The following is a 26,058-nucleotide window of genomic DNA, read 5'->3' on the forward strand; positions in this document are numbered from 1 at the left end:
GCATTTTATGAGATAACGTTCGTTTAGCAGCCCTTGTCTGATAGCGTGGGATCATTTGGAATTTGCTTAAAAACCAGATGAAAAATTGCGTCTAATTTTGGGTTACTAGGCGCCGTTCCTGAAGTTTTTTTAGGGACATTGCCTAATTTTGAACGATAATTTATGGGATCTTTTAAGTTTAACTACTCACGCTACAATGTTAAATCCATCCACTGATTTAATAGAGCAATTAACTCTCCAACTCCTTCCTTTCTCAAAGACGAAAAAGACTGAACTGTAATTAAATGTTGCGCCAACTCGTAATACTTACGAACTTTGACTACGGTATTCTTTACCTCACTTCGGCTTAATTTATCTGATTTGGTTAATAAAATGTGTACAGGTAAGCCCCGATCCAAAGCCCAATCAACCATCATTACATCTAAGTCTTTTAAAGGATGTCGGATATCCATCAATAAAATCAAACCTTTTAAACTTTTTCTGACCTCAAGATAATGCGCTAAATTTTCTTGCCAATCCATCTTCACTCGTAAAGCAACTTTGGCATAACCATAACCCGGTAAATCAACAAGACGACGTGTTTCATCCAACTGAAACAAATTAATCAACTGAGTTCGTCCAGGAGTCTTACTTGTCCGAGCTAAGTTTTTAATTCCCGTTAAACAATTTAAAGCACTAGACTTTCCTGCATTAGAACGTCCAGCAAAAGCAACCTCATAACCTGAATCATCGGGCAACTGAGATACACGTGCAGCACTTTTTAGAAATACTGCTTTAGAATAAGGGTTTTCTAACATGAAAATAATACTTTTTGGGATTTCAACCAAGACAGTGTACCATTACTTGAGAATTTATGATGAGAAATCGATGAAAAAATTTGTACTCGCTTTTATTCTGTATATCCCACTCATTCTTTTTGCTCAGGAGGATAGTTCATCTACAGCCAATAAGGCGCTTGTGTGTACTGCCTGTCATGGACAGCAAGGCAATAGTACAAATCCTGAATGGCCTAATATTGCTGGACAACATCCTAAATATTTTATAAAACAACTTAAAGACATGAAAGACCCTTCTTTGCGTAACGCACCAACAATGAGCGCCATAGTTTCCACATTGAGCAATCAAGACATGGATGACTTGGCTGCATATTATGCTAAAATGCCCCTTGCTCAAGGCAGCACACCAGAACAGTTTCTGAAACGAGGTGAGCAAATCTACCGTGGAGGAGATTTTGCAAAAAAGATCACGGCATGTATCGCTTGCCATGGTCCTAAAGGCACAGGCAACGTCCAAGCGGGTTTTCCAGTTCTTTCTGGCCAACATGCTGCTTATACTGTATTACAATTAAATGCATTTAAAGAGGGCAAACGGAAAAACGATTTGAACCATATTATGCAAGACATTAGCAGTAGAATGGGCCAAGATGACATGGAAGCTGTTGCACATTATATTGAAGGTTTACATTAGGAAACAAAATTATGTTTAAAAAATTAATTGCTTTATTTTTTCTTTTACCAGCAATGGCCTTAGCTGCATCATTTGTTGAAGGCAAAGATTATCAAATTGTGACTAATCCCAATGCTACAAATGACAAAAATAAAATCCCCGTTATTGAGGAATTTTTTAGTTATGGTTGTCCTTGGTGTTATAAAATTGAAGGACCTCTAGATGAATGGGTAAGCGAAACCGGGAAAAACATCCAATTTGAACGTGTCCCTGTAATATTTAAACCTTCCTGGGAACTCTACGCCAAAGCTTATTATACAGCGAAAACACTCGCTCTTTCAGATAAAATGAACTCTTTATTATTTAAAACCATACAAGAAGACAAAAAGCCATTAGATTCCAAACAAGCAATGATCCAGTTTTTTGTAGCACAAGGGGTAGATAGAGAAATTGCAAAAAGTGCCTTTGAGAACTCCCCAACCATTGATATGCGCGTACAAAATGGCATGAGCTTGATGGCAAGCTACCAAATTAATGCTGTTCCTGCCTTCGTGGTAAATCATAAATATAAAACTGATTTACAAATGGCAGGTAGCCCGGATCGTTTACTGGAAATATTGAGTTATCTATCACGAAAATCAGCTTAATCTTCTAACTGTGTTTTTGTAATAATGAAGGGATGCATTATGAAATCAAAGCTAAAAAGAGAGCTACAACAATTTCTGGAGCAAGAACGAATAAGTCTTAATTCAGGAATTGTTAACTACATTACTTATCAATTAGCCGATATTAAAGTCAATAAAGAGCAGCTCAAGCAAGGTTTTTCTTTTGACCATGAAGAAACAATGGAAAAAATAGCATTTTCCATTGCAGCAGGACTCGATTTTTCTCAAATCAAAAAAATACTCAACTTCTTTAAAATTCCCGAAGACAAGTACCTACATGGCAAACCGATATTACTCAACGATGACGCTATGATTGAATACTTTATTTTTAATTTTAAAAACCGTTTCCAAGCATTAAAAGAAAACTCTCCCCCAATAATTGCCCAATATAAAGCACTATCTGCCCCACTTTTAGAGACAAATGCTAAAAATATACTTAAAAAGCATCTTGACGAAGTAAAGCTGATGATAATGGCTAGTTACTCCGACACTTCACTTACAGACACGATAAAAAACCTCATTAGTTTTATCTCCACTTTATCAGGCCGTATCCATGATTTAGAGAGTTTTCCGCATTTGTATGTAGATATCTTAAATAGCAAACAAGAAATTAATCATTTTTTGCAACTGCGAGAAATGAATGGAAACCAAAAATTATGCGCCCAACTTATAATGCTGTTGGATAGTATTGCTTTATTTGAGCGTTATCATCGCAATGAATCAATACTTAGTAATACTGGACTTCATAAAGAATTTAAAGAATTTTTAATTCCTTATCGTATTAATCCAGAAAAATGTGATTTGCTCGGGCATATAATTTTATCTTTAGCTGATGTAAAAATTCACACTGCAAACCTATTTCGCCTTGCTCCCGGGGAAGATCGCGCTCGTTTGGTAATAACATTTAGAAATATTAATGCAGAACATATCAATAAAATTATTGAATGGATGCACCATCTTGGCGATGAAACAGCTTTTGCTGTTGATGAAAAAACATCTTTGAGCGCATGCTCCGTTGCCAAAAAACAAGAATATCCTTTGGATAAAAATGAACATGAAGCGCAAACAACTAAACTCTATGAAAAATGTAGTATCGAAGTTGATGGTAAATTTTTCTATACTTGTGTCTATCCTCAAATCAAAGAGAATATTGCCCAAATGACCACCCAATACCAATTAAGTAGTTATCAGGAAGCATCAAAAGAAGATTTTAAAGTCACTTCAGAAACAGCTCGAGTCAGTGAGCATAGCATGTTTGAAAAAAACCCAAACTCCTCAAGTCAATTTAATACATTCAATAAAAAAAGCTCGCGAACATGCATGTGTACCCTACTAAAAAATTAAAATTCACCTAAAAGAGAGGTCCCCAACGTCGTACGGCTTCTCTAACAGACAATTTGCTTACTGCCGCACCCTACAGAAAACCCTATCTTTATTTATCAGTTCTCTAATATCAGATAATTCAATAACTTCTGCGGGCATACTGCATAAAACATCCAATGCATGGCGCAGAATTTTAGAGAGAGGGCTATGAGTAATAATACTCCAATAAGGATTTTCATGCTCATACAATTGATCCATTCTTTCGATGAGATCTAATATTGTGATACAGAACTCATTCAAGGCAGAAGGATCAGTGGATTGAAGAAACTGTTTAAGGCTTCTGTAATACTCCTCTTTTAATAAACCTTCTTGAGTAAGATTTTGACTGCATGCTGAAAATAAACCTGAACGGTTTTTTTGCATCTTTAATAGATAATTATGGTATTGTTCTTCCAGAATAGGTTTAATTTTTTTTAATTGAGCCAAAAAGTAAATTTGCTTGGTTAATAAACTGAATCCTTCCTTAACATTAATTTCTTTAAGCGCAGAGACCTCTATATAAGTGAGACCTAATTGATTCGCCAGTGCTTGAGCCTTCTTGTAAGATACATTCCTCAACTCAATTAAATCAGATTTACAACCAACAAGAATAATAGGTGCCTGTTGATTGTTTACTCTAAAACGATCGACCAAGGCTTTGGTATTGTAAAACGATTGGAGGTTAGTAAGGTCAAAACAAATAAAGGCACCATCAGCAAGATGAAAATAGGAGGCGACGATCTTCTGAAGTCTGGGGGCTCCGGAAGCATCCCAAATGCGTAATTTTATGGTTTTATTATAAGTTCTAAGGAATTTTATTTTCTGATCAACACCCATGGTGTCGCAATAGTTATGAAAATCTGCATTGCCACAAAGACTTGCTAATAAGCAGGATTTTCCAACATAATTATCACCAAGAAGGATTATTTTTAAATGTTCATCATATTCTTCTTTATGCTCCATGCTAAATAACCTTAAGTCAATTTGAACAAATAATAATAAATAAATCACTGGGATATAAGTATTCTTTAGCAAATAAATTGGACTTTTTGGGCAATGAGCTTTAATAAGGGCTTTTATACACCTATACCTGGATTCTCCAAACTTAAAATACCCGTATTAAAATCATAAGCAAAAATCTCTGCATAGCGCCCCCAATCAATCATGGTGCGTAAAACACGTTCGGCTTCCTTTTCACTTAAGTAATCTTCAAGTTTACTTAAAAATCGCTCTTCAGAAACTCTATGACCTACTTTTTCATCTAAAATTCTGCGAATGTAACGTGCAAGAGGCACTTTTTCCAATAATCTTTGTGCAAATAATTGCTTACGTTCTTGGAGATCAGCCTCTGAAAATTGCTTTCCTAAATCACTTAATTGAATATCTCCCGCAGAAACTTTAGCAAAGCCTAATATTTCTAATGTTTCAAGTATAGGAAACAGATCATCAATATTCATCATGAGCTCATCAGCAAGCTCTGGTAAGTCAATACGCTCTTCAAAAGAAGTCATTGTTTCAATCAAACCCGTCAATTCTGAGGGCTCTACTTCAGGTAAACGATAACCTAAACCAATTTGTCGTTCTCTTTGTGCACGTTTCGCCTTTTCTTTAGGGCCAGTAGTCATTAAGGTATAAATTTTATCAACTAAAGCTCGAAATTCAGAAGATTCAGGATCACGAGGTTGTGGTAAAGTTACAGGTAACTCAGCACGAATATATCCAGGATCATTACCAAAAATAACGATTCTGTCCGCCAAAGTAGCGGCTTCTTCAATATTGTGGGTTACCAATAAAATTCCATTCGTATTTGTTTTCTTCTCTTTCCATAATTCCAACAAGTCTGATTTTAAGTTTTCCGCAGTGAGCACATCAAGTGCGGAAAAAGGCTCATCCATTAACAAAACATCAGGGTTAATCACTAACGCACGCGCAAAACCAACACGTTGGCGCATGCCCCCAGACAATTCTTTGGGGAAAGCAGATTCAAAACCATCAAGACCAATAATATCAATTGCTTCAATAGCACGATGTCTTCGCTCTTCTCGACTAACGCCTTGTGCTTCAAGACCAAGCTCTACATTTTCCAATACCGTGAGCCACGGCATCAACGCAAAAGACTGAAAAACCATCGCAATACCATCAACAGGTCGGAAAACTGGTTTTCCTCTGTAAGTCACTGAACCGCTTGTTGGAGCGACTAGACCGGCAATAATACGCAGCAACGTCGATTTTCCTGAACCAGACTTACCTAATAAAGCAACAATTTCACCTTCTTGTAATTTAAAATTCACATCCTCAAGTACAAGCAAATTTTGCTCTGATGATTTTTTAAACGACTTACTTAAACTTTCTATAGAAATAATGGTTTCAGACATGATGATTTATTAATTAAAATTAAAACGTTCTTCCGCTAATCGATATAACGGACGCCAAATCAAGTGGTTAAAAGCAAGCACATACAAACACATCATCGCTGTACCTAAAGCAATTTTTGGGAAATCTCCTGTTGCGGTACTGGCTTGAATGTATTCACCTAAGCCAGTGGCTCTGAGCGTAGTATTTCCCCAACTTACAAATTCTGCCACGATGCTGGCATTCCATGCACCACCTGCTGCAGTTATGGCACCAGTAATATAAAAAGGGAAAATCCCTGGCGCTGCTAATCTTTTCCACCACAGCCATCCTTTCAACCCAAAATTATCTGCCGCCAGATAAAGTTCACGCGGAATTGCCGATGCACCAGCAATCACATTAAATAAAATATACCATTGAGTGCCAAGGATCATTAGTGGAGTGACCCAAATTTCTACATTTAAATGAAATTTAACTATAGCAATCACAAATAAAGGATAGAATAAATTGGCTGGAAAGGCTGCAACGAATTGAATCACTGGCTGTATTTTTTGTGCAATTCTTGGTCTCAACCCTATCCATACACCTACTGGAATCCAAATTAATGAACTCAGGATAATTAAGCATATGACACGTGTCCCAGTTGCGGCACCCAGCAAAAATACATGGACAATATCAGCAATTTTCAACTCTGCAAGAATAAAGCGCAGCAAAAACCATGCTCCAGAAAACACACATAACAAAACAAAAGCCCCCCAAAACCTATCAATGCGCCTTTGTTTTTTAAAATCAATTTCCTTAATTGCTTTGGCCTCATTAAGGCGCAACCAGCGTGCATTCACAAAATGATCCGTAAAAACTCTAATAATTTCAGCAAATTGCTTCATTAAACGACTACCACGCATCCAATCTACCAACCAAGATTGATATTCCGCTTCATCATGTGAGGCTTCTGCTTTAAATTTTTCTGACCATGCAATTAAAGGGCGAAAGAAAATCTGATCGTACAAAAAAATAACAACAACCATCGTTAAAATTGCATAGCCCACAGCATGTAAATCACGTTGCTGGATGGCTAAAGCGATATAAGAGCCTACTCCAGGTAAGCGGATATTTTGATGTGCAACAGAAATCGCTTCCGATAAGACCACAAAAAACCAACTGGCAGACATAGAAACCATCATATTCCATAATAAACTCGACATAGAAAAAGGTACTTCCAGTTTCCAAAAACGCTGCCATGCCGATAAGCGAAACATAGAAGCTACTTCTTTTAAATCATGAGGCAGCATTTTTATGGATTGATAAAAACCAAAAGTCATATTCCATACCTGAGCACAAAAAATAGCGAAAATAGAAGCACACTCAGGACCTAATAAGCTATTAGGAAACAAGTGAATAAACCCAGTTACGGTAATCGATAAAAAGCTTAAGACGGGTATGGATTGTAAAATATCAATCGCAGGAATAATTATCTGTTCTGCACGTCGATTTTTAGCGGCCCAAAGACCGATAGTAAAAGTAAAAATTATGGAAAAAAATAATGCGATAAACATACGTAACACGGTACGCAACGCGTAAAAAGGAAGATTGGAAGGATCTAAAGAAATAGGGATCTGCTCTCCTAATTGATAGGGAGTAGCCATTTGCGAGCCAGCCCAACCTAAAAAAAATAAGATAGAAAAAATAAGAATAAGAAGCAGTAAATCCCAACGATTTATATATCGACCGACTCTATCAGGATTAGCAAAGTAGAACCGACTTTCCCGCACTATGCCTCCTTAATAATCTTTGGCTGATATACCGAAATACACTTTGCAGAATCAAACAAACAGTATACACTAAAAATGCAGTTACAGTTATTTCGATATCCGTTTAATTGCTTCATAAAATACCATAAAGAAAGCTTAATCAATAGATAAAAGCCTATGAACACCCATCCACCATGACTCGTTATCATGATTAATTAGATTAAAAATTGAACTTTCCTGGAATTTAGGTGTCTAATATAGTGAGCATTTCCCCCGAATGCTTAACTTCGCTTTACCCCCTCTTAAGCGAAGAAATGTTTAGGTTCATGATCTAAACATTCGATTTACCCCGGCTCAAGCCGGGGATTTTTTTAGTATCCGCGCCAAGATCCACTGCCATTACCCTAAAATACTTTATGACCTATCTTGTCCAAAAGAAATCTTTTTCCCAAGATTCAAGCATGTTCAGGCACTAATACTTTTTCATTGGAGGTGGTGAATGTCAGTAAAAATGATTAAAATCAATCTATTCCATTGACAACCGAGGCATGATTCATGAACAAAAAATTAACAACTTTCCTGGGGATATTCTTGTCTTTTTCTCAATTCACTTATGCACAACCTGATCCAGTGCAATTATCAGTCTGGGTCAATGAAGCCATTGTCGCCACATACACGTACAGTTATAAAAATTATTTAGAAGATCAAAAAAGAATAGCTAAATACTTTACAGCAGATGGCTGGATAGCATACAGCAATGCATTAAATGCTTCGAAATTACCTGAGGTGGTACAAAAAAATCTTTATTATGTAAGTGCTGTAGCTACTGAACCACCGGCCATTTCTAATATTGACTCCACCCATTGGAAAGCCACTATGGGTTTATTAGTTGCATACCAAAATCCTCAATACCAACAAAAACAGCAATTAAAAGTGACCATTAATTTTATGGTTGCTCCCTCAGGCCAAGGTGTAAGAGGTTACAGTATCACCAATCTACAAGCTGTGATCAACAAAGCTCCTTGTAAATGTGATATTGAAGAAGAAAGCCCCCCAGCACCGCAGACTAAAACGAACCAAAATAACGCCAAACCATAAGCCCTAGATGCAAAACAATGAATACGCCAATCAAAATTAAAATGATATTTAATTTGGTTGGCACAGTGACATCCAAAGCGGATTGCTCAGGATTATTGGGATTATAATAAACATCAATTTCTTTATCCTCTTTAAAAGCAACTGCCGCCTTATAAGCAATACTTCGAGAATAGTTACTATTTGGATTATTATGAGCTGTATCTAAAAATAAATACTCTCCAGTCAGATTTTTATCATAAACTTGATAAGAATATTCAATTTTAGGCCAAACGCTATGGCCAACTTCCGTCCATTCACAAGAGGTAATGCGGCCCTTGGTGATTAACCAAGATTTCGCACGCACTAATACCTGCCTATCTTGCCAAAAGTGTCGAAACAGAATCAAAAGAAAAAATAACCATCCTAAATCGAGCATCCATCGCCAAAAAATTAGCCAAGTCATTCAAGTAGTCCTAAGAAATATGCTTTATGCAATATACAGTATATACCGCAATAGGTATAATCATTGGCGTCAAGGTTCTATTTATAAGGATATGCAATGATTGCTAAAACTCCTCTTCATGCCGCACACGTAGAGTGTGGTGCAAAAATGGTTGATTTTCATGGTTGGGAAATGCCGTTGCATTATGGATCTCAGATCACAGAACATCAGTATGTTCGCAAAGATGCGGGCATGTTTGATGTCTCGCACATGACCATCGTAGATGTACTTGGTGCTGGTTGTCGTCAATTTTTACGCAAGCTTCTAACGAATGATGTTGACTTATTGGAACATAACGGAAAAGCGCTTTACAGCTGTATGTGCAATGAGCATGGCGGAATTATTGATGACCTTATCGTTTATCAGCGTGCTTCAGATAATTATCGGATTATTCTAAACTCAGCAACCCGAGAAAATGATTTAGCCTGGATTCGCAAAAAAAGTGAGGGATTTGCTGTTGGCTTGCAAGAGCGAAGAGAATTAGCCATGCTTGCCGTACAAGGCCCTAATGCAGTAGAAAAAGTGTTAAAAACACTTAATCCTGCACAAATTGATGCAGTTTCTACATTAACCCACTTCGAATGTGTTGATGTAGAAAATTGGTTCTTTGCACGCACAGGGTATACTGGGGAAGACGGTTTAGAAATTATTGTTCCGCAAGAAATCATCGCTCAATTATGGCATGATTTGATGAAAGCAGGAATTCACCCTTGTGGCTTAGGTGCTCGAGATACTTTAAGATTAGAAGCCGGCATGCTTCTTTATGGCCAAGATATGGATGAAACCACCAGTCCATTGGAATCAGGCTTAGCCTGGACTATTAAGTGGGAACCCGAAGATCGCGATTTTATTGGCATGGGAGCTTTATTTTCACAAAAACAAATAGGTGTTAAACGCAAAATGGTAGGGCTTACTCTATTAGATAAAGGAATCATGCGCCAGGGTCAAAGAATAGTTATTCCTGGTTGTGCCGATGGAATTATTACTAGTGGAAGTTACTCTCCTACACTAGAACAGTCCATCGCCCTAGCACGCGTTCCTGTTGAAACAGGTGAGGAAGTAATGATAGATATTCGTGGTAAATTAGTTCCCGCAAAAGTAGGTAAGCCACGTTTTGTCAAATTGGGAAAAGCACTTTAACATCACATTATCATAAGCAGTTGGGTTTATAGCGAGCAAAAACAGGGAGCTAAGGATGCTAAATTTTAGTGGTACAAACTTCTGAAGTCCCGCCTCGCTTCATTTAAGCTACACTAAAAATGAGGATAAATATAATGAATGATTTAAAATTCACAATGACGCATGAATGGCTAAAAAAAGGAAATGAAGAGGTAACTATAGGTATTACGGATCATGCTCAAGAACTTTTGGGAGATATGGTTTTTGTTGAGCTTCCAGAAATAGGTGATCAAGTAAGTGCTGGTGAAGAATTAGGTGTGGTTGAATCTGTAAAAGCTGCCTCTGATTTTTACGCCCCAGTTAGTGGTATTGTCACTGCAGTTAATGAAATGGTTGTTGAAAATCCAGCACTCGTTAATAGCGACCCCTATGCAGCTGGCTGGCTCGTTAAACTAAAACCAAGCCATCCTGATGAACTAAATAGCTTGTTAAACGCCGAACAATATCAAAATGAGATTGCTGAGGAACATTAATTATGCCTTATATCCCACATACCCCTGAAGACATCAAGGCCATGTTGAGTGCTATTGGAGCACAAGAAACACAAGCCTTGTTTGATGAGATCCCATTAGCTTTGCAATATACAGGCTTTCAAAACATACCTGCTGGCATCAACGAAATGGATGTGTTGAAAGAAGCACAAAACTTAGCGAATAAAAACCGTAATGGAATTTGCTTCATAGGGGCAGGATGTTATGAACATCATATTCCTGCCGCAGTGTGGGATATTGCTTCTCGTGGAGAGTTCTTAACCGCTTATACGCCATATCAAGCTGAAGCCAGTCAGGGCACCTTACAGTTACTCTATGAATATCAAACCATGATCTGTGAACTCACTGGTATGGATGTCTCTAATGCATCGATGTATGATGGCGCCACGTCTTTGGCAGAAGCCATTTTAATGGCAGTGCGCATCAACAAACGCAGTAAAACAAATCGTGTGTTAATTGCTGGCACTATTCATCCTTTTTATCGTGAAACGATTGAAACAATCCTACGTAACCAACATATCGAAGCCATTACTTTACCGTTTGATGAAAAGCAAGGCATTATCGCTCTTTCTGCATTAGAGCAATATTCTGGCGAAGATATTACTGCACTCGTGATTGCACAACCTAACTTCTTTGGCTGCCTTGAACGAGTCGATGAACTGAGTGATTGGGCGCATCAAAACAACGTCATTAGTATTGCCTGTGTTAATCCAGTATCACTTGCATTATTAAAACCACCGGGTTTATGGGGTCACCATGGAGTAGATATTGTTTGCGGTGAGGGACAACCTTTAGGCTCGCCTATGGCATCTGGCGGTCCTTATTTTGGTTTTTTAAGCACCCGTATGGGACATGTCCGGCAACTTCCGGGAAGACTGATTGGCTGTACTTTAGATAAAGACGGTAAAAGGGGATTTACTTTAACATTACAAGCGCGAGAACAACATATTCGTCGCGCTAAAGCGACTTCAAACATTTGTACGAATCAAGGATTACTGGTTACCGCAGCGACCATCCACATGAGTCTTTTAGGAGCAGAAGGATTACGCCAGGTAGCTAGCCAATGCCATCAGAATACACATGTATTAGCTGAAGTTTTAACTCAAATTGATGGTGTAGAGTTAGTTTTTGATGCTCCTTATTTTCATGAAGTATTGCTTCAATTAAATCAGCCCGTTGATCAAGTACTAAAAGAATTAGCAAATGCAGGCATTACTGGCGGTTATGCTCCAGGAATCCATTATCCTCAATTAGCAAATACTCTTTTGGTTTGTGCTACCGAAATGCGCACAGATGAGGATATCGAGCTCTATGCAAAAACATTAAAAGCCATCATGTCTCAACGAGGTGCCCAATGTTCGTAATTCAATTAACTTATCTAGTACCTCTTAATGAAGTAGATAAATATTTACAGTCACACAGAGAGTTTCTTGATTACTATTACAAACAAGGATTATTGGTAGCTTCTGGCCCAATGAAACCACGTACAGGCGGGATCATCATTGCGGCTACCAATGATCGCGCTTATCTTGAATCCATATTCAAAAATGACCCCTATTATTTAGCAGAAATAGCGGAGTATCAATTTATTGAATTTACCCCTGTCAATCATCGAGCTGAACTCAAAGAGCTTATTCAGAAAACGGAAGGCAAATTATGTTGATTTTTGAATTATCCCAAAAAAACCGTCAAGCTACGGCCCAAGCACCGAAAATTTCAAAGAGTAAATACGCCATTCCTGCCGAATTAGAGCGAAAAATACCACCTAAATTACCTGCGTGTTCTGAATTACAAGTAGTGCGGCATTTCACGCGTCTTTCTCATAAAAATTTTGCCATAGACAGCAATTTTTATCCCTTAGGTTCATGTACCATGAAATATAATCCGCGTGGGGTCCATAAAGCAGCATCCAGCGCGAATTTCCTCAACCGCCATCCACTTGCTACCGAACAAGACAGCCAAGGTTTTTTAGAACCGCTTTATCGCTTGCAAGAATATATAGCTGAAATGACAGGGATGGCGGGTGTGTCTTTGACACCTATGGCGGGTTCCCAAGGTGAGTTTGCAGGTGTTGCAATGATTAAGGCGTATCACCAATCTCGAGGTGATACTGCACGTGATGAAATGTTGATTCCTGATGCCGCCCATGGCACAAATCCAGCTTCTGCGGTCATGTGCGGATTTAAAATTGTTGAAATAGCTACCGCTGCGGACGGCGATATTGATCTGGAAGAGTTAAAGAGCAAACTAGGCCCAAAAACAGCAGGCATCATGCTAACTAATCCCTCTACACTCGGATTGTTTATGCGGCAAATTAAAGAAATAGCCGCCTTAGTGCATCAAGCTGGTGGATTATTGTATTACGATGGCGCTAATCTTAATGCCATTTTAGGAAAAGTAAGGCCTGGTGATATGGGCTTTGATGTCATGCATCTAAATCTTCATAAAACCTTCGCTACCCCTCATGGTGGTGGTGGACCTGGGGCAGGTCCTGTGGCTGTAGGTAAACGTTTACTACCATTCATGCCATTACCAATTGTGAAAAAGACAAATTCAGAATATCAATGGGCAACTCGCCAGGATTATCCCCAGAGTATAGGGCGTTTGTCTTGCTTTATGGGAAATGCGGGTATATTACTGCGTGCTTATTTTTATATACGTCTACTTGGTAAAGAAGGTTTATTGCGTGTTTCGGAATACGCGACCTTGAACGCAAATTATCTGCTTAAAGAATTAAGTAAAGCAGGATTCACTCCAGCCTATCCCAACAGACGCGCTTCGCATGAATTTATCTTGACCCTAAGTCCAGAAAAAAAATCTTATGGTATTACCGCCATGGACTTTGCCAAAAGATTATTAGATTATGGCATTCACGCCCCAACCACCTATTTTCCTTTGCTGATTCCTGAATGCTTGCTTATTGAGCCTACAGAAACTGAAAGCAAAGAGGAGCTGGATCAGTTTGTACAGGTAATGAAATCTATTAAAGAAGAAGCAGCTACAACTCCTAACATAGTTAAAGAAGCGCCACACTCATTACCTGTTAAACGACTGGATGATGTTAAAGCTGCTCGAGAACTGGATTTAAATTATTTTGCACATGAAGACACCTCAGCAGGATAGCCCCTCTTCTAATTGTTTCTCTCTAGATCCAGCTTCACCCTCCGCAAAAACGCAGAGGGAGACGCTTTCCTAAACGTCACCTTCCGCAAAAGCGGAAGGTCTAAAAAGCACCCCACCTTGCTAGAACCTTCACCTTGCTGCATACCCTTTGATCATCTGCGTTGCAGAAGGCCATGATCGTTCAAAAAGCCTATTTCCTGTAGTAATTAGCTTGTACATAAATAGTATTAAGTCTATAAATATAATACATATACGCAAAAAATATTTTATTTAAGGAAGATCCTACAATGTCAATCAAGAACATCACTGTTCTCCATTTTCTTTTGCAAGACATCCGTGCTTGTATTGAATTGCGATATGTGGCTAAAGTACTTCCTTTACCTTTGCTTGAAATAGTTCCATCTTGCCCGGTCTATTGTGCAGGATTGATGAATCTTAAAAGTAAATGTATTCCTGTTCTTGATTTAGCTATTAGTATTGGTTTACTACGTGAGCAAACATATCCTTTAAATATACCTGTTCTTCTTTGCGATAACGGAGCACATCAAATAGGCTTAATTGTTGATAACGTACTTGGCATCAATGAAATTGATGAAAAAAAGATCGAGGTTCATGAAGAATTTACAAATAACAGCTCGCCATTTTTGGGTGTCGTGACTCTAGAGACAGGAGTTTCGCTATTAATCAATATTGATTGGGTATTTACGTTAAAACTTACCCAAGAAATAAATCAAGTAACTAATTATGAGCAACGATACTAATACAATAATAAATGAGATAAAAAAACTCGAACCCGAGTTTATCGAGCTCATCCACAAACGATTTGGTCTTGTTATCCGCATCCATCAAGCGACAGAACTCACAAAAACAATTATTGCTGCATGTATTAAATTTAATTACTCACCTCAAGAATATCTAAATCACCTAAAAAATTGTTCCTATAATTCTTCTTTGTTAGCTGATTTACTTGCATCGATTACGGTAGGTGAAAGTTATTTTTTCCGCGATAAGAATCAAATGATTCTCCTTGAAAAAATTCTTTTACCTCAATTAATCAAAAAAAAGTTGAATGACTTTAGCTTAAAAATTTGGAGTGCTGGTTGTTCTTCTGGCGAAGAAATATATACAGTTGCCATGTTATTAGCAGAATTGCTTCCCAAAATGGATATGTGGGACCTCTATTTATTAGGAACCGATATAAATACCAGCGCACTCCAAAAAGCAAACTCTGGTACTTATGGGCAATGGTCGATGCGCTCTATTCCGGAGAAATACATAAGGCGATATTTCAAAACAAATAATCGCTCCTACCAGCTTTCCCCAGAAATTTGTAACTTAGTACAATTTAAATACCTTAATCTATGTGATAATAGCTATCCATCTATAATTAATGGAATATTCGATGTTGATTTAATATTATGCCGTAATGTGCTAATTTATTTTGATAATGAACTTGTTACAAAAATTATGAAAAAATTAAGCGCCTGTATGACCGAACACGGTTATCTTGTACTCGGCGCATCAGATCCAATTGTTACATCAGGAACTAATCTTATTTTTCATCATAATGATGCAATCTATTTCTCTCTAAATAAAGATGATGAAACAAAAAAGGATTTTAAATGACGATAAAAGAACAAAAGCACGCTTCTGAACTGATGCCAAAAAGTGAAGATGCATTATACATACTGCAAGCGCGGGCCAAGCAACTTGCGCAACAAGAAGTGGATAAAACTCAAAATAATGGTGTTGCTTTTGTTCATTTCAGTCTTAGCAACAATGAACATTATGGAGTTCCCTATCACTATGTTCAAGAAATTTTACATCATGTGGTTTTAGTAAAAGCTCCTTTCATCCCCCCTTTTATTGCTGGGATCATTAATTGGCGAGGAGCATTAATTACTGTGATCGATCTATTCCAATTTTTTCATCCCCAGCCATCGCCACATCATTTGAAACAAAAAAACGAATTTATTATTGTTATTAATGCCGACAACATCACTCTTGCCTTACTTACTCCTCAAATCGAAGGGAGTGCTATTTATCAGCCAAATCAATTGGCCATTCCTTTATCTTCGATAAATACAGCAAAGCCTGAATATATTCTAGGATTGCATCATGCGGTTACAGCAATTATTCATGTTGAAGCTCTAATATCGAGTTTATGTTTAGAGATTAAAAAAAGTTTATATAGGAGAGGAGAGATTCATGGAAACCGCTAATAATCGAGGCTTTGTTATTACTGTTCGTGCTCGCTTAATCATTGGGTTTATGACTCTTAGCCTTCCTTTATTGCTGTTAATTATGCTTTTAATACCCAAGGTGAACTTTGTAGTCCAATTAAGTCAAAAAATACGCAGTGAAAATTTGCCACAAATTCTTGATAGCCAAATTTATGAGGTTCAAGACATACTGGAACATTGGGCCATGACAGGTGACCCTGAGGATAAAGAACATTTTGAGCGCATCTGGGGCCAAATTACTAATATTAGAAACGAATGGAACCAAGCCATGCATTCTATAGGTAACTCCAGACTTAGAACAGAATGGGATAAGCTGGAAGAACTCTATTTACCTCTTTACGAGATCCAAAGCTCGATATTCAATACGCCAAGAGATCCTAATAATCCTGATAATGTAGAAACGGCTAGGAATAAAACAAGAAATATTGAAGATGCGATGATTAAAATTATCGACGGTACTTATTCTTCGGAAACAGGAAAAAGAACGGGAGGCATATTTTATTTGTTATCTCAAGAAATCGAAAAGAATACGGCGAAAATTAATAAGAGTTTGATTTCTATAAAGAACTCTGCTTATTGGCTACTAATTTTGGCGATTATTTTAACCATTATTGTTCCCTATATCACATCGCGAGCGATGTCCATTCCAATCGATAAAGCAATTGATATTGCGGAACAAATTGCCGCAGGTGAACGCGATATCGTTATCCAAATTCCAACGAGAGATAAATTAGGGAAACTGCTTTTATCATTAAAAGCGATGCAAGAAGCAATTAAGAAGAATGAAGAGACTCTTCGTACTAAAGAAGAAGAATCTCGAATATTATTTGAAAAATTAGTCAACTCATCAAAGAAATTTCGTGAACATAGCAGCAAAGTTGCCGCAGGCGACCTTAGGGAACACCTTGAGATTGATAAAGAAGACATTTTACAAGATTTAGGCCGCGATTTAAATTTAATGACAGATGGCTTGGCATCTATTACAAAAAAAATTACCACCGCGGGCAATGAGATAGTGACTATGGTTGAAACGATTCTTACTTCAGCCAACGAGCAGGCTGAAAGTATTACCTCGCAAGCAACTGCAATTAATGAAATTAGCGCTTCTTTAGAAGAAATTGACAAAAGCTCAAAACAAACTATGGCTAAAGCACAAACGTTAAGAGAGGTTGCTAAAAATACGTATGAACAAGGGAAGTTAGGTACGGAATCGGTAGCACAAAGCATTGAAGGGATTAATGCTTTAGAAGAAAAAATGAAGCTTATCGCCCAAACTATTCTTGATTTAAGTACTCACACCCAGCAAATTGGAGATATCACTTCCGTCGTGAATACTCTAGCACAACAATCAAAGATGCTGGCATTGAATGCATCAATTGAAGCCTCTAAAGCAGGCGAAGCTGGAAAAGGATTTGCTGCTGTTGCGACTGAGGTTAGAAATCTTGCCGAACAATCCGAACAATCAACAGTACAGGTACAAAAAATTCTTGAAGATATCCGACGAACTACCGAAAAAGCCGTTACTGTTACTGAAGAAGGAGCAAAAGCTCTTGAGTCTGGAACAAAACTCATTGATAAAGCGGGCCAAGTCATTCAAACGCTTAGTAAAATGATTAATGATGCTTCTATTTCAAGCCAGCACATTGAAGTAGCCATACGCCAGGAAACTGTAGGTATCGAACAAATAGTCGAAAGTATGAATGAAATTAACCGTACTACATCAACTTTTTCAAGTGGTATTAAAGAATTGATGGATTTTATTCATAAGTTAGATGATATAGCCAAACATCTCAAAGACGGTGTGAATATTTATAAAGTTTAGAAGCTTTAACATGACTCCAAACGATCAGTTATTAAAACAGTTACTTGAAACATTTGGCCCAGAACTTGAGTCATTACTGGCAGTTATTACTGAGAATTTAAGAAAAATTGAGCGCGCAGAAGCAGTAAATGAGCTCAATCTTATGATGGCTGAAATTTCTCGTGCTGGACGCAATATTAAAGTTTCAGCATTTTCAGTAGGCATGCAAACTCTTGGCAAGATCGCTGAATTTGTGGAGCAACTGTTTGATCCGCATCATAAAATCTCTACAGAGATCATCCAATTAACCTTTCGTGCCGTTGATGGGATGCGTGAGGCTATGCACGATTTTATTGAAAAAAAACCTCTTTCTGCCAATCTTAATAAGCTATTATATCAACTTGAATCTCTTTTACAGGTGGAAGAAGATGAAGAAGAAAAACAAATAACAAAGACTACGCCGCAGGAAAAGAAATCTAATGAAGAAGTCTCTTCCTCAATACCCGCTTCTCCCCCCCCAGATAATGAGTTTATAAAAAAAATTGTTGAAACGTTTAAAACAGAGCTTCATGAAAATTTAATCACGATAACCGATGGATTATTACAACTTGAAAAAGGAACTGAATCTGAGCAAGACTTCCAAAATTTATTGGAAGAAATTTTTCGAGTTGCCCATAATATCAAAGGTTCTGCTCGAGGAGTAGGAGCCGTTGACGTAGGTGAAATTGCTCACTATTTAGAAGCTTTATTTGCTGCAATTCAGAAAAAAAAGATAGAGATTTCTTCGGAAATAATTAATCTTTGCCTGCGATCAATTGACTATATGAATGAAGCGATACAATGCTTTAGTGAACAACGACCCTTATCTTTTGACTTACACGATCATTTGCAGCAGTTAACCTATTATGCCGAAGGAATTACTCAAGGAGAAATAGCTGCTAATATATCTCTAAGTAATCAAAATTCAATTAAGTCTAAAGAAAAAGCTGGTTTTCCAATCGCATCACCCAAAAATGAATTTGAATCAATACGCGTATCTTTACAAAATTTGGAACGCATTTCAGTTTATATGGAAGAAATTCAGGCGATTAAAATTGCTATTGAAGAAAACTATTCCAAATTAACCAAAATTAATTTCAAATTGGAACAACTAACGAAGTCCTGGAAAAAAAATACCTTTGATTTAATTAAAAATTATTCTGGAAACGAAACAAAACATTTAGATACTTTATCCTCTGTAAACTTTATTGAACTCACAGATGCCAAAAAAGCTGTTTATTTAATTGAACGAGAATTGCGTATACCCGTGAGCGAATTATCGATTTTATTAAACGCCCTTCAGGATGAAATTCGTACATTACGCCTTATTCCGGTAACGAATCAATTACGTTATTTACCGCGTATAGTACGTGACTTAGCTCAAGAACTAAAAAAGGAAGTGAATTTCGAAATTAAAAGTAATAATGTAAAAATTGATAAACTAATACTTGATGGTCTAAAAGATCCTATAGTTCATATTTTGCGTAATGCCATTGATCATGGTATTGAAAATAGCGAGTCTCGTCTGAAAGCTGGTAAATCACCACAAGGAAATATCACTATTGAGGTCATGCAGAAAAACAATCAAATCGTTTTTAAAATAATCGATGATGGTATAGGAATTAAAACAGATGATGTGATTCGTAGTGCACTACAAAAAAATATTATTACCCAAACTGAACTTGATACGATGAAACAAGAAAATATTTATGATCTCCTTTTTCGCCCAGGTTTTTCTACTCGCAAGTCAGCTACTGATATTTCTGGGCGCGGCATAGGACTTGATGTAGTTCGATCGAATCTGCTTCGTTTAAAAGGTCAAGTTAAGGTAGAAAGTCAACCAGGAAAAGGAACTATTTTTTTCTTGCAAGTTCCTCTTACCTTAGCTACTGAACGAGGTTTAATTGTGATGTGCAGTAGCCAAACATTTGTAATTGTTACCAGCTCCGTAGAATGCGTATTGCTGCTACAAAAGAAAGATATTGTTAATGTAGAAGGTAATCCAACCGTTCTTGTTAAGGAACAGCCAATTTTGTTATGCTCGTTGTCAAAGGTACTGCATCTTGATGAAAATAAAAAAAATCCCAAGGAAAGTTTTTCTGTTGTTGTCATCAAGACAGATGAGGAATGCATTGCCCTGCTTGTTGACGAAATTATTGGTGAACGAGAAATTGTTCTTAAACCATTGCAAGAACCTTTAACAAATATACCTTGTGTCATTGGCGCTACTTTAACAGGCAGCAATCAAATTAATTTGGTATTAAATTCTACAGAGATAATTAAAAGAGTGCTGCTATAGTGAAACTACTTCTATGATAAAAATTTTAATTGTTGATGACTCACCTACAGAAACTGCGCTAATTCAACATATCATTGAATCTGCGAAAGATATGGAAGTGATTGGTGTCGCCAAAAATGGTAAGGAAGCAATTGAGTTAACCAAAAAATTAAAGCCTAATCTTATTACTATGGATATACATATGCCAGTTATGGATGGGCTAGAGGCTACTCGTATCATTATGGCACATCATCCCACACCAATTGTGATCATCAGTTCCCTGATAAATAGCGAATCAGCCCATGCTACCTTTCATATTCTTGATGCTGGTGCATTAACGGCGTTAGAAAAACCTGAAAGTGTATTTTCACCTTCTTTTGAAGACCGCAAAAATCATATCATTGAGACCCTTCGGAGTCTTGCGGAGATTCGAGTAGTAAAAAAACCCCTAAAAAAACATTTAACACACGAAAGTCACCAAGCACACACCGAGCCTAGAGGCGAGCCCCTTTATGAAATTATTGCCATGGGGGCTTCAATTGGTGGTCCCATGGCATTGAAAACAATTCTCTCTCAATTACAAGCAGATTTCCCAGTCCCTATCGTTATTGTGCAACATATGAGTAGTGGTTTTATTTGTGGGTTTGCACAATGGCTTGCAGAAAATGTAGATCTTACTGTTAAAAATGCAGAAAATTATGAAACCTTAAGAGCAGGAGTAGTTTACATAGCTCCTGAGCATAAACATCTGGAAATCGATAGAGCTCATAAAAATTTAATCTGCAAATTAGTCGATGCCCCTCCTGTTTCTGGTTTTTGTCCTTCAATTACACATTTATTTCAATCAATTGCCAAAGTTTCCAAAGACAGAGCCATTGGGGTACTTTTAACAGGAATGAGTGATGATGGAGCAACAGGATTATTGGAATTAAAGCGAGCTCATGGACATACCTTGATCCAAGATCAAGAAAGTTCTGTTGTTTTTGGCATGGGCGCCGTAGCACAATCATTAGATGCCGTAGATAAAGTTATTGAATTGGAGCATATTGCAGGTTATTTAACAAAAATTTGTACCATTATAAGTGAGTAACTTTTTTATGGAAAAAGAAAATCCATTGATTTTAGTTGTTGATGATAGTGCCACTATGCGTTTAATTACCTGCGATGCATTAATGAAAGTGGGCTTTAATGTGATTCAAGCTGAGAATGGGGAGCGAGCATTATCACTACTTACAACTGCTAAACCCGACGCTGTATTATTGGATGTAGAAATGCCCGGTTTAAATGGTTTTCAAGTCTGTGCTGAAATTCGTAAATTACCCGATTGGCGTTATCTTCCCGTTATGATAGTCACAGGTTTAGAGGATTATGAATCAATCAATCTTGCCTACCAAGCTGGTGCTACAGATTTTACAACTAAGCCGATTAACCCAACTTTACTTGGTTATCGGGTCCGTTATATGGTTCGAACCAACTCTTACTTTCAAGAATTGCAAATCGCTGAGCAAAAAGTTAGGGCATTAAACAATGAGTTGCTCGACAAGCTACTTCAAATTCAACAAAACGCCATCGCAGTGGCTCGTTTTGTCCCCCAAGATTTCCTAAAGGTACTGAATCGAAAAAATATTACCGATATCAAATTAGGTGACTGTGTTGAAAAAGTCATGACAGTCCTTTTTTTAGATATCAAGTCCTTTACTTCAATTGCGGAACAACTTTCTCCCGTTGAAATTTTTAATCTGATTAATACCTTGATGAGCTATATGGAGCCCGTAATCCTTAAAAATTCTGGCGTTATTGATAAGTATATTGGCGATGCCATCATGGCACTATTCAATAATGCAGATGATGCTCTTATCGCTGCATCGGAGTTGTTAGTGGCTCTAGACGATTTTAACTCCTCTCGCATACACAACCATCTGGAACCTATACATGTAGGCATTGGTATCAATACAGGTCATCTGATTTTAGGCACTGTTGGATTTGAAGAGCGAATGGATTGCAGTGTTATTAGTGATGCGGTCAACATCGCTTCGAGGCTAGAGAACTTAACTCGAGTTTTTGATATTGAGCTATTAATTAGCGAAGAAACCTTTACCCAATTACAATACAAAGAACGATATCACTTTCGTTCTTTAGGGTTAACTAAAGTAAAAGGCAAAAACCGCCCCATAAATATTTATGAAATATTTAATCATAATTCACCTGCAGAAATTCAGTTAAAAAATGATTCAGCCGCTATTTTTGCCACCGCTTTAAGTCAGTATGAAGCAAAAAGATTTAATAAAGCCCTAGAGCTTTTTAAAGAGATTTTGTCCATAAATCCTCAGGACTCATCGGTAAATTATTTTCTAGAGCAATGTAAGGAAAAAATGAAATAAAAGAAGGATGTAAACATCCTTCTACTTAAAGAACTAACCCGCTTTAATTTGATCGACAACATTTTGATTGAGATGAGTGACGATTAAACTAATTAACTTTACTGCTTGATCATAATCACGTTTATCAAATACACCGGCTTGTTGATGTGCATAACGGATTGGCACTCCAATGTTAATGCTTGGAACTCCTGAGCCTGAACCTTGTACTTTGGAACCATCTTGACCATAACCTATTTCAGATTCCAATTGTATTGGAATGTTATTTTTTTTAGCCAACTCTAAAATCCAACTTAATAACTCTTGGTGAGGAATCATAGAACGATCATAAACAAATAATGTAGGCCCTTTACCTAAAGCAATTTTACCTTTACGAGCAGCAATCAACGCAGGATAATCATCGGCAATGCCTACTTCCACATTAATGGTAACATCTGGATGTGTGCTGTTAAAAACAGTACTGGCTCCACGTAATCCCACCTCTTCTTGTACTGTTGCTGCTGTAAAAAGTTGATTAGGTTGTTGCTGATTTTTGAGGGATTCCAGAACATCGCCAATCAATGCTAAACCTAATCGATCATCAAGTGCTTTGGCTAAATAACGATTTTCGCTTAAAGGACTAAATTGACTGGCAGGAGTCACTTGTAATCCTGGGCGAACATTAAATTGAGTTTCTGCTTGCTCTTTTGTTTCAGCGCCAATATCAAGAAAAACTGCATTAACTGCAGGTAATTTATTTTTTTTAGTTTCTTCAATAAGGTGAGTTGAGTCCATTCCAGAATAAGCAAGAATAGGACCATTAGGAGTGGAGACAGTCCAACGTTGTGCAAAAATAACCGAGGCTGGAATACCACCTAGAGGAATAATCTTTAAAAAACCATCAGGCGTGATCGATTCAACCATATATCCTACTTCATCCATATGAGCCATCAATAAAACATTAGGACCTTTGGAATTATCTTTATAGAGCCCAATTAAATTACCCATGCCATCTACAGTAACTCGACTCATCGACTGTTGCCATTGTTGCTTTACCACATCGCGAACAGATTTTTCAAATCCAGATGCACCTGCCAAATCAGTTAATTTTGCCAAAGAATTTTGATCGGCGATAACCCCAAAAGACCCCATCATCATTAAACCCATCAGTACTGCATTTAATTTTTTCATCACCAATATCCTTATTTAACCCAAATTATTGCGCGACCATTCTACTATAGTAACCACCTATTATTTAGGCTATTATTGCTTTTTTTATTTTTGAACCATTTTTTGCCATGAAAATCGCCATTGTCATTCCTGCTCGTTATGCTTCAACCCGATTACCAGGAAAACCATTGGTGATAATTCATGGGCAAACAATGCTACAACGTGTAGTGCGTTTGTCACTTGCTGCTACTGAAGGATTAAAAAATACTTCGGTAATCGTCGCAACTGATGATGAACGAATTGTCCGTCATTGTAATGAAATTGGGGTTGTCTCTGTGATGACTTCTCCAGAAGCGCCCAGCGGCACTGATCGTGTTGCTGAAGCAATACAGCAAATACCAAGCAAACCTGATTTTATTTTAAATATGCAAGGAGATGCGCCCTTAACACCCCCAGATTTTTTACGGGCAATGATCGACGCCTTCACTGCTTCACCTTGCGATGCAGTAACTCCTGTGACTCAATTAACCTGGAACCAACTTGATGAGTTACGTCAAAATAAACAAACAACCCCTTTTAGTGGTACCACTGCTGTTTTCGATGAACAAACCGGTAACGCTTTTTGGTTTAGCAAAAGTATAATCCCTGCGGTGCGTAAAGAAGAGGAATTGCGCCAAAAAAGCGACAAAAGCCCTATATTTCGTCATATTGGTTTATACGGGTATTCGCTCAATATGCTGGAAAAATATATTACTTTAACTGAAAGCAAATTTGAAAAACTAGAAGGATTGGAACAATTGCGTCTATTGGAAAATGGTTACACGATTCGTTGCGTTGCTGTGGATTATAAAGGACGAGCAAATATGTCCGGGATTGATAGTCCCCAAGATGTCGTTCGTGCTGAAACATTGATTACTCAATATGGTGAATTATTACCATCCTTATCTGTTCAGTCTCAAGAGATTCTATAAAAATGACTACACGATTACTTGTTGCACGTCACGGTAATACATTCGCTCCTGGCGATATTATTCGCCGAGTAGGTACTACTGATTTACCCTTAGTGGAGAGTGGCTTACATCAAGGGCGTTTACTAGGTATCTATCTAAAGCAGCAGCATCTTATTCCTGATGTAATTTTTACATCAAAACTAAAACGCGCCATCCAAACGGCAGAACAAGCACAAAGCACGATGAGCACTGATTTACCTATTGAAACATTGTCCATTTTCAACGAAATCGATTATGGGCCTGACGAAAACCAACCTGAAGAGCAGGTAATTGCTCGAATTGGAAAAGACGCAATTAGCGCTTGGGAGACCCAAGCTATAGTACCCCCAGGCTGGAACGTTGATCCCACCACACTCATTAAAAATTGGCTGGATTTTTCTATTTGTCTTCGCACCAAGTATACGGGAAAAACATGTTTGGTGATCACAAGTAATGGCATTGCCCGTTTTTTACCTTACTTGACAGGTAATTTTTCAGCATTCTGTGGACAATACGGAATTAAAATTGCTACAGGAGCATTATGCCTCTTTGAAAATAAAGAGCACTCTGAACTATGGGATTGTATGGCATGGAATGTGAAGCCACAGACTATGACTTTTTAGTAGTGAACATCAATAAATAGTGCAGAACCCTAAGGATTTACTCCTAATTAATTAGGACACTCAAATTACTATTTTATAAATAGTTGTCTCAAGGAGTGAATAATGATAAAAGATCAAAAGCTATTAATTATAATCATAGTAAAATGTCATATATACCATTATCTACTCAAGGCACGTCTCCTTTTGAAAAACTCCTCGGCCATGCTCCTGAGATCTTAAATAATTGGTCTAAATTAGAGAATGCCTTTTTCCAAAGTAATACATTTGAACCGGATTTTTTAGAGCAAATCAGGCGCGCCTTAGCTTTTGATAATCTTTGCCTCTATTGTATGGAAAAAGCCGGTCGTCCAGACCACCGCCCAGAGGATATGCGGCTTTCTGAAGCACTACGATTTGCAAACATATTCGCCATCGATCATAAAGCAATAAATGAAAAAGACATGGACCAATTAAAACAATATTTCTCACCTAGTGAAATTAGCGAATTAATTTCTTATTGTTCTTTTATTTCTGCGTCACAACGTTTTGGAGCAGTATTAGGCCTTCAGCCAGCTTCAGCATATGAACAGAAATGATTGACGCATCACTTAATTATGTTTACAGGCAGGCG

25 protein-coding genes are annotated in these 26,058 nt (G+C 37.5%); 19 read left to right on the forward strand and 6 right to left on the reverse strand.

The window, feature by feature from the left end:
• Nucleotides 1–191: 191 nt before the first annotated feature.
• Nucleotides 192–797 (reverse strand): ribosome biogenesis GTP-binding protein YihA/YsxC, encoded by a 606-nt coding sequence (gene yihA / locus DYH34_RS16535; RefSeq protein WP_058465735.1) that lies wholly within the window; start codon nt 795–797, stop codon nt 192–194.
• 70 nt (nt 798–867) lie between these two features.
• On the opposite strand from yihA, the gene DYH34_RS16540 reads away from it, so the two are divergent.
• The 3 genes from DYH34_RS16540 to DYH34_RS16550 are packed head-to-tail and all read left to right on the forward strand — an operon-like array spanning nt 868 to nt 3,455.
• A complete protein-coding gene (locus tag DYH34_RS16540; RefSeq protein WP_058465736.1) occupies nt 868–1,467 on the forward strand; it encodes a c-type cytochrome in 600 nt (199 codons plus the stop codon).
• A gap of 11 nt (nt 1,468–1,478) precedes the next feature.
• Nucleotides 1,479–2,093, forward strand: coding sequence for a thiol:disulfide interchange protein DsbA/DsbL (locus DYH34_RS16545; RefSeq protein ID WP_058465737.1), 615 nt, complete (start codon nt 1,479–1,481; stop codon nt 2,091–2,093).
• A gap of 39 nt (nt 2,094–2,132) precedes the next feature.
• Nucleotides 2,133–3,455: a hypothetical protein gene (locus DYH34_RS16550; RefSeq protein ID WP_058465738.1), complete on the forward strand. Its 1,323-nt coding sequence runs from the start codon at nt 2,133–2,135 to the stop codon at nt 3,453–3,455.
• A 57-nt stretch (nt 3,456–3,512) separates the two neighbouring features.
• Here the strand turns inward: DYH34_RS16550 and DYH34_RS16555 are convergent, their stop codons facing one another.
• The 3 genes from DYH34_RS16555 to DYH34_RS16565 form a co-directional block, all read right to left on the reverse strand.
• Nucleotides 3,513–4,436: a Rab family GTPase gene (locus DYH34_RS16555; RefSeq protein WP_058465739.1), complete on the reverse strand. Its 924-nt coding sequence runs from the start codon at nt 4,434–4,436 to the stop codon at nt 3,513–3,515.
• 113 nt (nt 4,437–4,549) lie between these two features.
• A complete protein-coding gene (locus DYH34_RS16560; protein WP_058465740.1) occupies nt 4,550–5,848 on the reverse strand; it encodes an ABC transporter ATP-binding protein in 1,299 nt (432 codons plus the stop codon).
• Between the two features lie 9 nt (nt 5,849–5,857).
• Nucleotides 5,858–7,597, reverse strand: coding sequence for an ABC transporter permease (locus DYH34_RS16565; protein ID WP_115342640.1), 1,740 nt, complete (start codon nt 7,595–7,597; stop codon nt 5,858–5,860).
• Nucleotides 7,598–8,131: 534 nt separating this feature from the next.
• Between DYH34_RS16565 and DYH34_RS16570 the strand changes: the two genes are divergently transcribed.
• Nucleotides 8,132–8,674, forward strand: coding sequence for a DotI/IcmL family type IV secretion protein (locus tag DYH34_RS16570; protein ID WP_058465742.1), 543 nt, complete (start codon nt 8,132–8,134; stop codon nt 8,672–8,674).
• Here DYH34_RS16570 and DYH34_RS16575 read toward each other — a convergent pair.
• A complete protein-coding gene (locus DYH34_RS16575; RefSeq protein ID WP_058465743.1) occupies nt 8,643–9,116 on the reverse strand; it encodes a DUF3592 domain-containing protein in 474 nt (157 codons plus the stop codon). The two genes, DYH34_RS16570 and DYH34_RS16575, sit on opposite strands and share 32 nt — an antisense overlap.
• Before the next feature lie 96 nt (nt 9,117–9,212).
• Between DYH34_RS16575 and gcvT the strand changes: the two genes are divergently transcribed.
• The 12 genes from gcvT (at nt 9,213) to DYH34_RS16635 (ending at nt 22,690) form a co-directional block, all read left to right on the forward strand.
• Complete coding sequence (gene gcvT, locus DYH34_RS16580; RefSeq protein WP_058465744.1) at nt 9,213–10,295, forward strand: glycine cleavage system aminomethyltransferase GcvT; 1,083 nt, start codon at nt 9,213–9,215, stop codon at nt 10,293–10,295.
• A 134-nt stretch (nt 10,296–10,429) separates the two neighbouring features.
• The gene (gene gcvH / locus DYH34_RS16585) at nt 10,430–10,807 is read left to right on the forward strand and encodes a glycine cleavage system protein GcvH (RefSeq protein WP_058465745.1); all 378 of its coding nucleotides are present in this window, start codon (nt 10,430–10,432) and stop codon (nt 10,805–10,807) included.
• A 2-nt stretch (nt 10,808–10,809) separates the two neighbouring features.
• The gene (gene gcvPA, locus DYH34_RS16590; RefSeq protein ID WP_058465746.1) at nt 10,810–12,189 is read left to right on the forward strand and encodes an aminomethyl-transferring glycine dehydrogenase subunit GcvPA; all 1,380 of its coding nucleotides are present in this window, start codon (nt 10,810–10,812) and stop codon (nt 12,187–12,189) included.
• Complete coding sequence (locus DYH34_RS16595; RefSeq protein WP_003634175.1) at nt 12,180–12,488, forward strand: YciI family protein; 309 nt, start codon at nt 12,180–12,182, stop codon at nt 12,486–12,488. The genes gcvPA and DYH34_RS16595 overlap by 10 nt, the downstream gene beginning before the upstream one ends.
• On the forward strand, nt 12,482–13,948 hold the full coding sequence (gcvPB, locus tag DYH34_RS16600) for an aminomethyl-transferring glycine dehydrogenase subunit GcvPB (protein ID WP_058465747.1): 1,467 nt from the start codon (nt 12,482–12,484) through the stop codon (nt 13,946–13,948). Before DYH34_RS16595 ends, gcvPB begins: the two co-directional genes overlap by 7 nt.
• 287 nt (nt 13,949–14,235) lie before the next feature.
• On the forward strand, nt 14,236–14,709 hold the full coding sequence (locus DYH34_RS16605; RefSeq protein ID WP_058465748.1) for a chemotaxis protein CheW: 474 nt from the start codon (nt 14,236–14,238) through the stop codon (nt 14,707–14,709).
• Entirely contained in the window at nt 14,693–15,574 is an 882-nt protein-coding gene (locus DYH34_RS16610) for a CheR family methyltransferase (RefSeq protein WP_058465749.1), read from the forward strand. The genes DYH34_RS16605 and DYH34_RS16610 overlap by 17 nt, the downstream gene beginning before the upstream one ends.
• Entirely contained in the window at nt 15,571–16,170 is a 600-nt protein-coding gene (locus DYH34_RS16615) for a chemotaxis protein CheW (protein WP_058465750.1), read from the forward strand. The genes DYH34_RS16610 and DYH34_RS16615 overlap by 4 nt, the downstream gene beginning before the upstream one ends.
• Nucleotides 16,157–18,013 carry a methyl-accepting chemotaxis protein gene (locus tag DYH34_RS16620; protein ID WP_058465751.1) on the forward strand — a complete coding sequence of 619 codons (1,857 nt, stop codon included), beginning with the start codon at nt 16,157–16,159 and terminating at the stop codon, nt 18,011–18,013. Before DYH34_RS16615 ends, DYH34_RS16620 begins: the two co-directional genes overlap by 14 nt.
• Before the next feature lie 10 nt (nt 18,014–18,023).
• Nucleotides 18,024–20,330, forward strand: coding sequence for an ATP-binding protein (locus DYH34_RS16625; RefSeq protein ID WP_058465752.1), 2,307 nt, complete (start codon nt 18,024–18,026; stop codon nt 20,328–20,330).
• Between the two features lie 13 nt (nt 20,331–20,343).
• Nucleotides 20,344–21,399, forward strand: coding sequence for a chemotaxis-specific protein-glutamate methyltransferase CheB (cheB, locus tag DYH34_RS16630; protein ID WP_058465753.1), 1,056 nt, complete (start codon nt 20,344–20,346; stop codon nt 21,397–21,399).
• Between the two features lie 7 nt (nt 21,400–21,406).
• Entirely contained in the window at nt 21,407–22,690 is a 1,284-nt protein-coding gene (locus DYH34_RS16635; protein WP_058465754.1) for a response regulator, read from the forward strand.
• 33 nt (nt 22,691–22,723) lie between these two features.
• On the opposite strand, the gene DYH34_RS16640 is transcribed toward DYH34_RS16635, so the two are convergent.
• Nucleotides 22,724–23,833 carry a M42 family metallopeptidase gene (locus DYH34_RS16640; RefSeq protein ID WP_420795586.1) on the reverse strand — a complete coding sequence of 370 codons (1,110 nt, stop codon included), beginning with the start codon at nt 23,831–23,833 and terminating at the stop codon, nt 22,724–22,726.
• A 131-nt stretch (nt 23,834–23,964) separates the two neighbouring features.
• Here DYH34_RS16640 and kdsB point away from each other — a divergent pair, with 131 nt between their 5' ends.
• The 3 genes from kdsB (at nt 23,965) to DYH34_RS16655 (ending at nt 26,023) form a co-directional block, all read left to right on the forward strand.
• Complete coding sequence (gene kdsB / locus DYH34_RS16645) at nt 23,965–24,807, forward strand: 3-deoxy-manno-octulosonate cytidylyltransferase (RefSeq protein ID WP_058465756.1); 843 nt, start codon at nt 23,965–23,967, stop codon at nt 24,805–24,807.
• A gap of 2 nt (nt 24,808–24,809) precedes the next feature.
• On the forward strand, nt 24,810–25,448 hold the full coding sequence (locus DYH34_RS16650; protein ID WP_058465757.1) for a histidine phosphatase family protein: 639 nt from the start codon (nt 24,810–24,812) through the stop codon (nt 25,446–25,448).
• A gap of 143 nt (nt 25,449–25,591) precedes the next feature.
• A complete protein-coding gene (locus DYH34_RS16655) occupies nt 25,592–26,023 on the forward strand; it encodes a carboxymuconolactone decarboxylase family protein (protein WP_058465866.1) in 432 nt (143 codons plus the stop codon).
• The last annotated feature ends 35 nt before the right edge of the window (nt 26,024–26,058 follow it).

It is taken from the genome of Legionella cincinnatiensis, assembly GCF_900452415.1.
Lineage (GTDB): Bacteria > Pseudomonadota > Gammaproteobacteria > Legionellales > Legionellaceae > Legionella > Legionella cincinnatiensis.